Below are 14,146 nucleotides of genomic sequence, written 5' to 3' on the forward strand. Positions count from 1 at the left end.
ATGGAGATAAGACAACTAAAATATTTCGTCAATGCAGCAACAACGATGAATTTCACTGATGCTGCCCGACTCTCGAATGTGGCTCAGAGTACCCTCTCGCAGCAGATACGGCAGTTGGAGACAGAGCTCGACGTGCCTCTCTTCCACCGTCAGGGCAAGCATGTGCAACTCACTGCCGACGGCAAATTGTTTCTTGTCGATGCCCGACGCATCCTCGACGACGCCCGTCAGGGCCTGGAGCGGCTTGCCGATGCCAAGGCTGTAAAAACAGGAACAGTGCACATCGGACTGGCCTCAGGCCTCGGAATCTCGGCACTGATGGCCGATGTTCTGACGGAGTACAACCGTGCCCACCCCGGTATCTGTCTGCATATCGTTCAGACGGCGGCTCCCCGACTGCCGGAGATGCTGCGGAAACACATTCTTGACGTGGCTATGACATTCACTCCGCGGACTGTCGACGACGATCTCGTGAGCCGTCCACTCTTCGGCACAAGGCTCTGCGCCGTCGTCGCCGAGCATCATCCGTTGGCAATGAAGGATTCAATAGATATCCAGCAGGTTGTCAGACAGCCGTTAGTATTGCCGTCGGCGGCAATGCTCATCCGCCGTCGTTTCGACTCCATAGCCAAAGAGCAGAATGTGGAGGCGCATCCAGCTGTGGAAATCGACGACCTCTCCCACATTATATATATGGTGCGCGGTGGCCGATGGGTGAGTATTGTGCCCGACGTGGCTACTCTCGCCGTACGCGGAATAGTTAGGTTGCCGCTACAGCCGACGGTTCTCCTGCCGACATCGGTACTGACCCTCAAGGACAACTATGAGCGGAGGGCCGTCAGCGAGTTCCTGCGGATGCTGAGCGCCAGCGCCAATCTCCTACTGCGAACAAAAAATGAGTCGTGCGATGTCTGTGGCGAGACATTTATAGTTTAATCCCCATCGAGTAAGAAAAATTAACTTCGGCATCAGCTGTAATCCAGATTGACTACAGATTCGCTGTTTATCTTTGCGCTCGAATAAAAGATTGTATTATGAGCGAGAAGACAAACAGATATCTGCTTTACGCCGGATTCATCGTGGCTGTGCTGCCGGTGATAATTCTCCGCGACTTCACCCCGTCGAATGAGTTGCGCTATCTGAGTATTGCCGACGAGGCCCTGCGCAACCACACTTTCTTCGTATTCACCAATCACGGAGTGCCCTACGCCGACAAACCGCCACTGTATCTGTGGATTATCATGCTCTGCCGCTGGCTGACGGGAGCCCACAGGATGTGGCTGCTGTCGCTGTTCTCGGTCGTTCCGGCCCTTGTCACTGTCGATACCGTCGACCGCTGGACCGTAAACGAGATGGGAGGTGAGAGCCGTGCCGCTGCCCGACTGATGACGCTCACGACAGGACTCTTCCTCACCGCAGCACTGACGATACGCATGGATATGCTCATGACGATGTTCATCGTCCTCGCGATGAGGGAGGCGTGGAATATCATCAACGGTGACAGCCGCTGTGGAAGTAGCCGGTGGCGATTTCCGCTGTGGCTGTTCCTCGCTGTGCTGACGAAGGGTCCCCTCGGACTACTTATTCCTCTCACGACGACCGTGGTCTATCTCATCATCGTTCGCCAGCCATGGCTGATAAAGCGATTGTGGGGATGGACCACATGGATTAGCTTCGGTGGGCTCACAGCACTATGGCTGACAGCCGTATGGAACGAGGGTGGCTCCGGCTATCTTTACGATATGACTGTGCATCAGACAGTTGGCCGTGCCGTAAACTCCTTCCATCATAAGGCATCGGTGGTCTACTACCTCATTCATTACTGGTACTGTGTGGCTCCGTGGTCGCTGCTCGTGGCCGGAATCATCGTCAAGGCCCTCGGCCGCGGGGCTAAGCGCAATGCCCTTCAGCTCTTTTTCCTCACAGCCGCGCTGTCGATAGTGGCCATGCTGTCATGTTTCAGTGCCAAACTGCAAATATATATGCTGCCAGCCGTGCCGTTCATGACCTACTCGGCTGCAATGTTCCTTGAGCGTTACAGCCGTTGCCCTTGGCTGCGCTACGCCTTAGCCCTGCCGTCGGCGATAATCGTTGTGGCTCTCCCCGCTGTGCTGATAGTAAGATGGAAGATAGTACCTGAAATTAACACTACAGCCATCGTCTTGGCCTCAACGGTGCTATCCGTTATAGGCATCGTCGCCCTCTGCCGCCTTTTCAGTGCCAACAGCCACGGACGACTGCTCACGACGATAAATATCCTTGGCAGCGGCATACTCATTGCCGTATTCATCGGTGCTTCGGCACTGCCTCGGCTAAACGCTTATATCGGCTACAGCACTATCTGCCACGAGGCCCTCACCGTTGCTTCACGTTTCAAAACCACCGATATCCGCGTGTGGCGCATGAAGCGTGCCGAGAATATGGATGTCTATCTCCATAGTCCCGTCACTGTCATACCATCCCCTGCGTTGCCATTGCCACATATTGCAACTTCCTCCAAATCTTCATCATCAGATCCGGCAACTGCGCCCCAACCCTATGTCATCATCTCTAAAGCGAACCTCCTGACATGGCGTGGAATTACTATTGTGGCACGAGCTGGCGATAATGCGGTAGGTGTAGCGAAATAAACTCACATGATGATTATTCATCGGCCTCAGCCATGCAAAGGTAATGCTGTGAGAACAGCAGAAGACTTGCACACATATCGAGTCGTGAATTGCAATCACGAAAGTCCAGACGATATATTATGGTATTGAACTCTCCATACAATTTCATTGCACAAACGGGCAATTCACACCAATAAGGCAACGGAACCGTAGCAGACCATGCCTATTGATGGCACGAACCAGCATAATGACGACGCAAGATTTATTGCGCAGCAAATGCCAAACAACAGTCCATTATGCGTTAGAGATGAAATGGACAGGGCTGACTTCTATATAATTATATACAGAAAAGAAGAGGCCACAAAAGGGAACAAACAGGGTGGCAAAATGTAAAATAAAATTCAAAACTGACCCATCCGCATTACTCCCTAATAATCAACGACTTACGAAACGGGCCATTTGACGTTGCGAAACAGACCGTTTCAGGCTGCGAAACAGACCGTTTTAGACTGCGAAATGGACCGTTTCGCAACACGAAATGACCTACTCCTGATTACTGTAAACATATTTCGCAATTTCACACCAGCAAACCCCGCACTTGGAGATGTTAAATTACGAACACGGTTTTCCCCCATACAAAAAACAAATGTATCCTTGTCGTCGCGGACAACATACACATGGTCGATGGCATCGAGGGCATCGCCATTGGCGTTCTTCGACGGTGCCGTGAAACTGATATTTACCTTCAGATCACCATCGGGGTCGGCTGTGGCACGCAGAGAGCCCACTGTATCAGGCACTGCGAGGGTTCCACCTTGCGTTATCGACAGCGAGTCTATATATAATAGGTAGGCGTTGTTAGGGCTGATGTCGTGGATTCCGACATTATACGTGCCGTCGGCGGATACCTTCACGGTAGCGGAAAACTCCTTCTGCTGGCTCTCTTCGAGGATGATGTCAGTGACCTTTCCGACGGTTTTGAACTTCGACGGATCGGTGCCCTGACCGAATCCCACCTCAAAAGCGTTGCCGGCGTACTCGGAATAGCCCGGCAGACCACCCCAATAGCGGAAGGCTATCGTGTAGATTCCGGGCGCAAAATGGATGTCGGGGGTAATGAGCCAGTCGTCGCTGCCATTGTCGGGACCGGCCTGTGTGTAGGCATGACCCGAATAGTCGTCCCACCACGTGGTGTAGTCACCGTTGGCGTCGATGACGGTATACCGGTCTATCCATCCCTCATCGAAGGGCTCGAAGTAAGGGATGTCGTAACCATTGCCCACAAGCACCTTATTGCTCTCGGCATAGGTGCCCTCATTGCCCATAAACACGGGCGTTATGCGCCAGTAATAGCTCTTCATTCCAGCCGAAGACGACAGCTGGTCGGTGATGGTGGTATCCTTAACGCCGGTGGCTACGGTCACCTCGTCGGGGTATCTCACCACATTATATGTGACGCTATCCTGCTCAAAATAGCCTTCGTTGATGGCTCCTTCGGACTTCTGCCAGCTGATTGTGGCCTTGTTGTCGGCATCGATGCTGGCTTTAGCCTCCCAGATACCCATAGGAGTAGCCGCTCCGATGAACGCCGACTGCTTGTATTTCGGACTGAAACCGGCATCATTGCGTGTCAGGACGGCAAATTCGACATAGTCGTTGGCGACGGTCACCTCAGGAGTCGTAACCTCGCTGCCCGCTGGTCCGCTGCCGGTGGCTACGGTGTCGCCGTCGGCTAAGAGATACCAGGAGAGGTCGCCGGAGAGCTCACCGCCGGCGAAGGTTGTCGAAGGCAACTGGAAACTGACGGTTCCAGTCGTACTCGGACCCTCGAAATGGGGTGTCAGCGAGGTGACAGCGGCAGGGGCATCGTCGGCTGCCAATGGTTTTGATATAAACAGCGAGGCAAATTCCTCACCATTGGGGAAGTCACCAAGCTTTGTGGCCGTAGCTGTAGTAGGGTCGACTTCGTAGAGTGCTGACGAGGTGGCGCTGAGCTGGGCGGCCCAGAGAATTTTACCCGACGTGGGATTGTAAACGGCACTCTGGATGAGAGAGGATGGTGCTACGCCGGTAGAGCCCACAAGAGTAGCCTCACCAGTGCTTTCGCTGACGGTGTAGAGACTGCCCTGAGCGTCAATGGCATAGAGGGTACCACTGTCGTTGTCGGCCATGGCAACGTATTTTGAACCTATCGACCGGATCTTTGTGCGCTGCGGGGAGTGCGACGAGAGGTCGAGGGTTCCAAATTCATAACCCGTTTGCGCACTGTTGCTGAAGCAACCGTATATCTTGTCGGTGCTCGCATCGTAAGTCATCGTGGTGGCAATGAGAGTTGCATCTACAATATACTTTCGGCCGGTCGATTGCCATTCGCCCATAGAAAAACCGGTAATGAAACCGAAAATTTCGCCGTCGCTGCCAAAATCGCTGACTTGGGTGACGTAGACTTTGTCGTTGGTTGCTACACTTCCGCCGTTGCCCTGCATATAACTGCTCGTAGCCAACTGGGTGGGAGTAAGGTCTCCGGAGTACGGCTTGAAGTTGTAGATGCCGGGAGTTGAGCCGCCTTGGGTTTGCAGCTTGTCACCGGCAAGGACAAGATTAGTGTCGCCGCCGACATCATTTGGGCGTCCCTCTGCAGGGAGAATGGCCATCAATGTCAGCGGTAATGATAAGAGTAAATTACGTTTAAACCTCATAAAATATTACATTAATGATTTAACCTCAGTATGATTAGTTCTTGTCTATATTGATTTTTTGAAAGCAAAATTAGTAATTTTATACAAAACTAACAAAGCAATTACGTGAAATTTTCGTTATTGTTCGCATTTTCTGACTCCTAAATCAGTTTACTGCCGCTAAAAAAATAATTCTACACCGATTATTTCATGCTGACAAATAAATGATGTATCTTTGCGGAAGATAATTCTGGAAGGTCTTTCCGGGATTGGAGAATCATCAACGATAACGGTTGATGAGGATAGTAGAGAACAATAAAAGAACGGAATATGAATATAGAAGAACTGCGCGACTACTGTCTGTCGTTGGGTGATGTGGAGGAGAAATTCCCTTTTGCCAAGATTAAAGGTGGCGAGAGCGTACTGGTGTTTTATGTCTGCGGCCACATGTTTGCGTTTCTCGACATCGCCGATTACGATCTCGTGACCGTCAAGTGTCAGACGGAGCGGATTGCCGAACTGCGTGAGCACTATGAGTGGGCCGACAAGCCATCGCACGAGAACGGGAAATACTGGATTGGCATCCACGCGAACATCGTTCCTGACGATATGGCTCGCGAACTTATTGCAAACTCCTACAATCTCGTAAAGCAAAAATACAGTAAACGAAAGAAGTAATAGTGTAATCCAATACCCGCGGCTGGGAAAAATTTGAGCTAAAGGGATATAAACAGCATTGGACTGAGGAAGAATACTAAACCATAAATCTGAAGGATGCATCTAACGATAAAAGCCAAACAATTGATTATCAACTGCTTGGCTTTTTGATGTGTCGACACTTGGATTCGGACCAAGGACCCCCACCATGTCAAGGTGATACTCTAACCAACTGAGCTATGCCGACGAAAAAATTCGCTTCAGATTTATGCGTCATTGCGCTTGTTCTGAATTGCGGGTGCAAAGGTACATGATTAATTTCATATAATCAAATATTTGCCATGGATATTAAGTTATATTAACAATAAAAGCTTCCTACGACATATTCACAACCTTTTGAAATAAAAACAAAAATACACCGGTTTTCTTTGTTATATCAACCAATTGCATTAACTTTGCAGTCTAATATTACCTTATAATATATTAAACGGGATAATAATTACAGAAAAGATGAATACTGAGACTAACATTAACGAAGAGAAGCACTCTCTGAGTTTCGTAGAACAGCTCGTAGAGGAGGACCTCGCGGCAGGTAAGAACGGCGGACGCATTCAAACCCGTTTCCCGCCAGAACCGAATGGTTATCTGCACATTGGCCACGCAAAAGCTATTTGCATGGACTTCGGTGTGGCGGAGAACTATGGCGGGGTCTGCAATCTCCGTTTTGACGATACCAACCCATCGAAGGAAAACACTGAATATGTTGAGAACATCCTCAACGATATCAAGTGGCTCGGGTTCAAATGGGGACATATATATTATGCCAGCGATTATTTCGACAAACTCTGGGACTTTGCCATCTGGATGATCAAGAACGGCAATGCATACGTTGACGAGCAGACATCGGAGCAGATTGCCCAGCAAAAGGGCACTCCGACGGAGCCGGGAACACCGAGTCCATACCGCGACAGACCCGTGGAGGAGAATCTGCGCCTCTTCAACCAGATGAACACTCCCGAGGCTGTGGAGGGAAGCATGGTGCTGAGAGCCAAACTCGATATGGCCAATCCGAACATGCACTTCCGCGATCCAATAATGTATCGTATCATTCAGACTCCACACCATCGTACAGGAACTAAGTGGCACTGCTACCCAATGTACGATTTCGCACACGGACAGAGCGATTACTTCGAGGGGGTAACCCACTCTATTTGTACTCTCGAGTTCGTTCCTCACCGTCCGCTGTACAATAAATTCATCGATTTCCTGAAGGAAATGGACGGAACAGCTAAGGATGGCCTCGACGACAACCGCCCACGACAGATTGAGTTCAACCGTCTGAACCTCACATATACTGTGATGTCGAAGCGGAAACTGCACACTCTCGTCGACGAGCACCTCGTCAACGGATGGGACGACCCACGGATGCCGACTCTCTGTGGTATGCGCCGCCGCGGCTATTCGCCCGAGAGTATCCGCAACTTCATACGTTCCATCGGATATACGAAGTTCGATGCTCTGAACGATGTTGCCCTTCTCGAGGCCGCTGTACGCGATGATTTGAATAAGCGGGCCACACGTGTGAGTGCCGTTCTCGACCCAGTGAAACTGGTTATCACCAACTATCCCGACGGAAAGAGCGAGGAAATGACGGCCATCAACAATCCTGAGGACGAGACAGCAGGAACACACACTATCACATTCACGAAGAATCTGTGGATAGAACGCGCTGACTTCATGGAGGATGCGCCAAAGAAATTCTTCCGTATGACACCCGGAAAGGAAGTGCGACTGAAGAATGCATACATCGTAAAATGCACAGGATGCACCAAGGATGCCAACGGAAATATCACGGAAATTCAGGCCGAATATGATCCCGAAAGCCGCAGTGGCATGCCGGGAGCTAACCGGCGCGTGAAGGGAACGCTCCATTGGGTGTCGGCCGACAACTGCATGAAGGCAGAGGTCAGGGAGTATGACCGTCTTTTCAACGTCGAGAATCCATCGGCTGACGACCGCGATTTCCGTGAGCTTCTGAACCCCGACAGTTTGAAAATACACGAAAACTGCTACGTGGAGAACTATCTTTCCAGCGTAAAACCTGGTCAGTATCTGCAGTTCCAGCGCATCGGCTACTTCATGATGGATCCCGACTCTACTGCCGAGCACCTTGTATTCAACAAGACTGTGGGTCTGAAAGACAGTTGGAATAAAAAGAAATAACAACGATAAACAAAAAAATGAAAGGCTTACCTCACCTGCAAGAAAGGAGGAGGTCTGGTAAAACCAAAAATGGACAGATATTATAAATCAAAAGAGTTCAAGGCTATTCTCGCCAAATACGAGAATGCCGATAAGCCGAACGCCGTCCTCAGTACTGACGAATATGCCGACATAGCACAGTACTACCATGAGGCCGGCGACGACGACAAAGCTTTGCAGGCGGCACGGACAGCTGTCGAGATTTATCCCGGCAGCGTTGCTCCGTTGTCGTTCTTAGCACGCTATGAGATTCTCGAGAATCGGAATAGTAAAAAAGCAAACGAAATCGCCGAACAAATTTCCGACAAGGATGATCCTGACTATCATCTACTTATCGCCGAAATAATGCTTGCAGACAAAAAGATAAAGGATGCCGACGATTACTTGGAGAGGACTTGGAACGGATTCTATGGCGACGACTACTACGATGATATGCCTCTCGACGTGGCTGTACTATTTGCCGACTACGGTGAATTGTGGCTGGCTGAAAAATGGCTCAACCGCTCCGACGAGACTGAAGAGACTGACTATCAAACGGTAAAGGCTAAGGTTCTTATCAACAACAAGAAATTTGCCGAAGGCGAAAAGCTCATCGACAAGCTCATCAACGATGATCCCTACTCGGGTGAGTACTGGAATCTGATGGCAATATTGCAGATAGAAGACGGAAGAGCCTCTGACGCGGTGACATCAGCTGACTATGCTCTGGCCATAGACCCTAACGACCTTGGTGCTCTAATGAACAAAGGAAAAGCTTTTGGAGAATTAGGAAATCTACGAGGAGCAGAGAAATGCTACAAAAAATACATCAGCCTCGAGCCTAATGATCCTCAGATTTATAAGATGTTATCCGGCATTCTGGTCTCAGAAAATAGGATAGTTGAGGCTTACAAAGCTATAGTTCGTGCTATGGACCTGGAGAATGTCAGAAATGACGGTCAAGGATGGAGAAGGAAACGCGATATAATTGATCACATGGTTAGCTTTGGGGAGGCATTAAACAATTTCGATGAAGCTCACAAACTACTCGATATTCTCGCCGATGTCTATAAAGAGACCTTTGGAATCTACCCTGGATTGCCTGAACATTATTACTCTGATGTCGATTGCATGAGAGCGCATGTGTTTATGATTCAAGGACTTCCAGAGCAGGCCATAAACTGCTACGAAAGAGCTATCGCCGAAGCAAAGAAAAATCAAGACATTTACATCAGGGTGGCCAAGGAAGCATACGACTTAGGACTTATCGAGTACGCATACAAGAAACTACAAGAACTGAAAGACCAGAATGTGGCTAAGAGACCGGAATTCTATAAGTGTCTCATCAAATGCTGTAAAAAGCTGAATAAGAATGAAGAACTGCAGTGGGCCGAAGAGGAACTTAAAAATTGGGATCCGGACGAATAGGAAGATTTTTAAGGAACAAAAAGAAATAATAATCAGATAGCAAACAAGCGATTATCACATTATGCTGACATCACTTTTGAATAATCTCACCTACTGGTCGATATTCATCCTCATGCTTCTCGAGAGCACAGTAATACCTGTGCCCTCTGAGTTTGTCATAGCTCCGGCGGCATATCACTCGGCGGCCGGGAATATGAATATTTGGCTCGTGGTACTTTTCGGTACAATTGGAGCCGACGTTGGTGCAACAATCAACTACCTTGGCGGTTACTATCTTGGCCGGCCAATCATCTACCGCTTTGCCAACAGCCGGTGGGGACACATGTGTATGCTCAACCAAGCGAAGGTAGAGAAAAGCGAAAAATACTTCGACGACCATGGAATGGTGGCTACCATCACCGGACGTCTCATCCCGGGTATCCGACATCTTATATCAATTCCCGCTGGACTGGCTAAGATGAAATACTGGCAGTTCATCCTCTACACTACTCTCGGAGCAGGTGTATGGAACTGCATACTGGCCGCACTCGGATGGTGGCTTCACACTTTCGTACCTGAAGAGCAGCTCGATGATAAGATTATGGAGTATGGCGAATACATCAAATTCACCATTCTTATCCTCTTGGCCGTTGCCCTACTCTACTTCATGGCTAAGTGGTTCATTAAAAGGCAGAAACGAATCCATGCCGGAGAGGATCCTAACAAGGATTGAACCACATTCAATTCGTATAAACAAGTACATAGACTGAGTCCAGGTTTCTTGTAGACTTGGACTCTTTTCTTTTTGTCTTATATTAACTTGTCCTTACATCCGAATTGTCCAACAAGGATTGTTTTCGATTCTCTAAAGCAAGCAACTATGGTCCTTTCATTAGCCTATATTATTTAGGAGAAGCTTGGAGCAGCAAGAGAAAATCAATGACAAGATGTAAAAATAATTCGTATTACTTAGTATTTCAACGCATCTTTGTACTTCTTTGATTCTCAGCCGGTTACTAATACATGCCATTTTGAGTTCTAAAACGGTCCGTTTTAGGACGCCAAACGGTCCATTTCGCAAGCTGAAACGGACCGTTTGGGAAGCCGAAACGATAGGTTTGGGAATGGTATAAAGATATTTCGATATTTGTTTTTGGTGCGTTTTCATCTCTGAGTCGTGAGGATGATAGACAAAGCACTCTGCCATTGATTAATCTCTGCACCCAAAAAATTCACTAGAAAGCCTAAAATATTAGGGATATAAATAAAAGATACTAAGCTGCATTTGCCTTGGCCGGTATTGCTTAGGCCATTGGTTATCAGAATCTTGCTATAGATAGAACTCATCGGAAGAGCGCGGCTGCAATTATCGTGCCGCGTTTGCCAAAGAACTTAAATGAAAGTGCCACCGCAAAAGGACAAGAAACAATAGGGCAATGAGCAATAAATGATTAAGTTACCAATCGAAAATTGCTCATTGCCTATAACCGTTTACTAATAGATATCACCGCCTTTAAGTTCCTGACGGTCAAGTTTTTTACTGTCGATGGAACGCCAAGCGTAGTAAATATAAGCCAAGACGAACGGAACGAGCAGACTGACAACAGCCATTGTTCGCAAGGTAAACTCACTGCTACAGCTGTTGGCAATAGTCAGAGAGCTCTGTAAGTCAACATTCGACGGATAATATGCAGTGTTGTTCCATCCCGCCATAAGGAAGATGGCAGTCACCGCCATTACAGTGCCAAAGCCAGATAACCATATTCCCTTGATGAATCCGCTCTTCACTATGGTCATGATGATGCCTGCAAGAAGCGAAACAACACCCGCCAACAGAAGAATCAGGACAAAAGGATTGGCAAAAAGGTTATGGAGATATTTCATTGGCTCCATGACAATTACTCCGTCCGAATAATACGCATAGCCGTCCTTGACGAGGACATGAACGAAGAAAATGAGGAAGAATACAAGGAATGCTGCTGAGTTCCATATCAGCGACCGCCTCATCCGCTGGCGAAGACTATCGTCGTCGATATTGTTCGTCATATACAGCAGCCCCAAGACGCGGGCAAGGAAAAGCACTGCAATGCCGAAAATCACATTATATATATCGAGCAGTGCATCGAGTCCGCAGCTGGCATTGGCCCAACGGCTGATAACCGGCTGAAAACTGTTGGCAATATTCATTTTGTCGACAGTGAAATTGCTACCGTCGAAGAAGGTGGCCACGGCTCCGCCAAGCAGCAGCGGACCTACAATGCCGTTGATAACAAGACAAATCTGGAACGTACGCGGGCCAAGGAAATTTCCAATTTTGTTCTGGAATTCATAGCTAACGGCCTGAATGACAAACGAGAAGAGAATTATCATCCACAACCAGTAGGCACCTCCGAAACTCGTACTGTAGAAGAGTGGGAAACTGGCAAAGAACGCTCCGCCAAACGTGACGAGCGTAGTGAAGGTGAATTCCCACTTCCGTCCGGTGCTGTTGATGACCAGACGACGTTCCTCACTGGTCTTTCCGAGACTGAAAATCATCGTATTAGCGCCCTGGACAAAGAGCAAGAAGACGAGGATTCCTCCCAACAGACTGATGATAAACCACCAGTAATGCTGCAAAAAGCTATATGTTATCATAGTGTATCGTTGTTTGAGTGTTCAGGACCTTTCTTTATTTGTTTGCAAAGAATGCTGATTTCCACGGCTAAGAGAGTCGTGAAGAGTGCCAGGAAGAGGAAGAATGTGATCATGATGCTACGTGGCTGAAGGTCGGAAACAGCCACCCACGTCGGCAACATATCCTGAATTGTCCATGGCTGTCGCCCTATCTCGGCTACCATCCATCCGCTCTCACTGCAAATCCAGGCCAACGGAATGGCGATAAGCGCAAGAATATGAAGCCAACGGAATTTCCTCTCGCTGATATCTTTACGGAAGACGACGAAAAGAACGACCGCAAAGAAGAGCATAAAGAAGGTGCCGAGCCCCACCATCGTACGGAAGAGCCAGAACGTTATGCCTATCGGCGGCACCGTCCGCGATGCGTCCTTAACGTATCCATAACCAAAATATTTCACATTATCGGCCACAGTGCGCCGCGTTTTCTCCGATTTGTTGCCCATAGTGCGGTATAGCGCAACAGCATCGATAGCCTTTTTGCCCATGTCAACCTTCTCGGCTAACGATGGCTGGCGCTGTCCCTCATTGTCGGTATAACCGTTTATAATGTCGTTAATGCCAGGCACATAGCCATTCAAGTCGTGAGTAGCGAGAACGGATAGCAGGTTTGGAAAAGCAATGCGGCATGCCGGTTCCTTCTGAGAGGCATAATCGGGCTGTGCAAAGGGGTTGACGGCTGCGAAGAGCGTCAGACTCTGCGATTTTCCGCCGTTATAAAGAGCCTCCATAGCAGCAAGTTTCATGGGTTGAGTGCGGGCCACCATATATGCCGAATTATCTCCGGTGGCGAAAGCGGCAAGCGCAGCGAAGAGTCCCACCGAAGCTCCAATCTTGATACTTCGCCGTGCCATAACAGTCTCACGGCCTTTGAGCAGATACCAGCACGACACCGCTACACAGAAAACGGCACCGATAAGCCACGAGGAAGTGACGGTGTGAAGGAATTTGTCGACGGCAAACGGCGATAGAGCAACATCGGCAAAGCTCGACATTTCGAACCTCATAGTGTCGGGGTTAAACTGCTGGCCTATAGGATATTGCATCCACGCGTTGGCAACAAGAATCCACCACGCTGATATTGTAGCTCCCAAGCCGGTGAGCCAAGTAGATGCGAGATGGAAGCCGCGCGACACTTTCTTCCATCCGAAAAACATTACGGCAACGAAAGTCGACTCCATAAAGAACGCCACAATACCTTCTATGGCCAGAGGAGCACCGAAGATATCGCCTACAAACCATGAATAATTACTCCAGTTTGTGCCGAATTCAAATTCGAGGATGATGCCGGTGGCAACGCCGATGGCAAAATTTATGCCGAAGAGTTTCTCCCAAAATCGGGCCGTATCGCGCCACGACAGTTGCCCGGTACGATAATAAATTGTTTCGGCAATACCCATAATGACAGCCAATCCGAGGGTCAGCGGCACAAAGAGCCAATGGTAGGCGGCTGTCAGGGCGAACTGCGCACGCGACCAGTCGACGACTGACGGTGCAATTTCTAATAAAAGATGGTTCATATTGTCATAGTTGGTTTTAAGTTATTTAATCGATTCATTGTCCCAAACCGGGCGTTCGTTGTGGTGGCGGAGCCTCCTTCAGCACCTGCTTTCGCACAAAATCGCTTTTTCGCATCGTTCCGCGGTGAGTGGCAATATAATTAGGAAAAAAGAAAATACGCAACAGAACGAAGATTATCACTAACTTCACGAGGATAACAATCCACAGCGTCCTGCCCCACGTCATGTGGCGGAAACCGTCAACATAGAAATTGACAATGCCTGTTATCGTTCTTCTCAATTCCATGTTGCAAACTTAAACAAATTATTTTAAAATCTCCTATTTTCTCCGAATATTTTTGTTTTTAGTTCAAATTTT

General features: G+C 48.6%; 10 protein-coding genes and 1 tRNA gene. 6 read left to right on the plus strand and 5 right to left on the minus strand.

Going from position 1 to position 14,146, the window contains the following annotated elements; genetic code table 11:
- A complete protein-coding gene (locus LDN30_RS10850) occupies nt 1-936 on the plus strand; it encodes a LysR family transcriptional regulator (RefSeq protein WP_223928048.1) in 936 nt (311 codons plus the stop codon).
- Nucleotides 937-1,034: 98 nt separating this feature from the next.
- Nucleotides 1,035-2,630, plus strand: a complete 1,596-nt coding sequence (locus tag LDN30_RS10855; protein WP_223928047.1) for an ArnT family glycosyltransferase — start codon at nt 1,035-1,037, stop codon at nt 2,628-2,630.
- Between the two features lie 461 nt (nt 2,631-3,091).
- On the opposite strand, the gene LDN30_RS10860 is transcribed toward LDN30_RS10855, so the two are convergent.
- Complete coding sequence (locus LDN30_RS10860) at nt 3,092-5,263, minus strand: choice-of-anchor J domain-containing protein (protein ID WP_223928046.1); 2,172 nt, start codon at nt 5,261-5,263, stop codon at nt 3,092-3,094.
- A gap of 354 nt (nt 5,264-5,617) precedes the next feature.
- On the opposite strand from LDN30_RS10860, the gene LDN30_RS10865 reads away from it, so the two are divergent.
- Nucleotides 5,618-5,965, plus strand: coding sequence for an MmcQ/YjbR family DNA-binding protein (locus LDN30_RS10865; RefSeq protein ID WP_223928045.1), 348 nt, complete (start codon nt 5,618-5,620; stop codon nt 5,963-5,965).
- Between the two features lie 152 nt (nt 5,966-6,117).
- Here LDN30_RS10865 and LDN30_RS10870 read toward each other — a convergent pair.
- A tRNA-Val gene (locus LDN30_RS10870) sits at nt 6,118-6,191 on the minus strand.
- A gap of 263 nt (nt 6,192-6,454) precedes the next feature.
- Between LDN30_RS10870 and LDN30_RS10875 the strand changes: the two genes are divergently transcribed.
- The 3 genes from LDN30_RS10875 to LDN30_RS10885 all read left to right on the plus strand — a co-directional run bounded on the left by LDN30_RS10875 (nt 6,455) and on the right by LDN30_RS10885 (nt 10,325).
- Nucleotides 6,455-8,167 carry a glutamine--tRNA ligase/YqeY domain fusion protein gene (locus LDN30_RS10875; RefSeq protein ID WP_223928044.1) on the plus strand — a complete coding sequence of 571 codons (1,713 nt, stop codon included), beginning with the start codon at nt 6,455-6,457 and terminating at the stop codon, nt 8,165-8,167.
- A 69-nt stretch (nt 8,168-8,236) separates the two neighbouring features.
- Nucleotides 8,237-9,613, plus strand: a complete 1,377-nt coding sequence (locus LDN30_RS10880; RefSeq protein WP_223928043.1) for a tetratricopeptide repeat protein — start codon at nt 8,237-8,239, stop codon at nt 9,611-9,613.
- Nucleotides 9,614-9,674: 61 nt separating this feature from the next.
- Nucleotides 9,675-10,325 carry a DedA family protein gene (locus LDN30_RS10885; RefSeq protein WP_223928042.1) on the plus strand — a complete coding sequence of 217 codons (651 nt, stop codon included), beginning with the start codon at nt 9,675-9,677 and terminating at the stop codon, nt 10,323-10,325.
- 761 nt (nt 10,326-11,086) lie between these two features.
- Here LDN30_RS10885 and LDN30_RS10890 read toward each other — a convergent pair.
- From LDN30_RS10890 to LDN30_RS10900, 3 genes are read right to left on the minus strand one after another with little or no spacing between them, the layout of a single operon-like run.
- Nucleotides 11,087-12,226, minus strand: coding sequence for a cytochrome d ubiquinol oxidase subunit II (locus LDN30_RS10890; protein WP_223929907.1), 1,140 nt, complete (start codon nt 12,224-12,226; stop codon nt 11,087-11,089).
- Nucleotides 12,226-13,788, minus strand: a complete 1,563-nt coding sequence (locus LDN30_RS10895) for a cytochrome ubiquinol oxidase subunit I (protein ID WP_223929490.1) — start codon at nt 13,786-13,788, stop codon at nt 12,226-12,228. The genes LDN30_RS10890 and LDN30_RS10895 overlap by 1 nt, the downstream gene beginning before the upstream one ends.
- Before the next feature lie 34 nt (nt 13,789-13,822).
- The gene (locus LDN30_RS10900; RefSeq protein WP_223929491.1) at nt 13,823-14,074 is read right to left on the minus strand and encodes a DUF4492 domain-containing protein; all 252 of its coding nucleotides are present in this window, start codon (nt 14,072-14,074) and stop codon (nt 13,823-13,825) included.
- Nucleotides 14,075-14,146 lie beyond the last annotated feature (72 nt).

It is taken from the genome of Prevotella lacticifex (assembly GCF_019973375.1).
GTDB classification, from domain to species: Bacteria; Bacteroidota; Bacteroidia; order Bacteroidales; family Bacteroidaceae; genus Prevotella; species Prevotella lacticifex.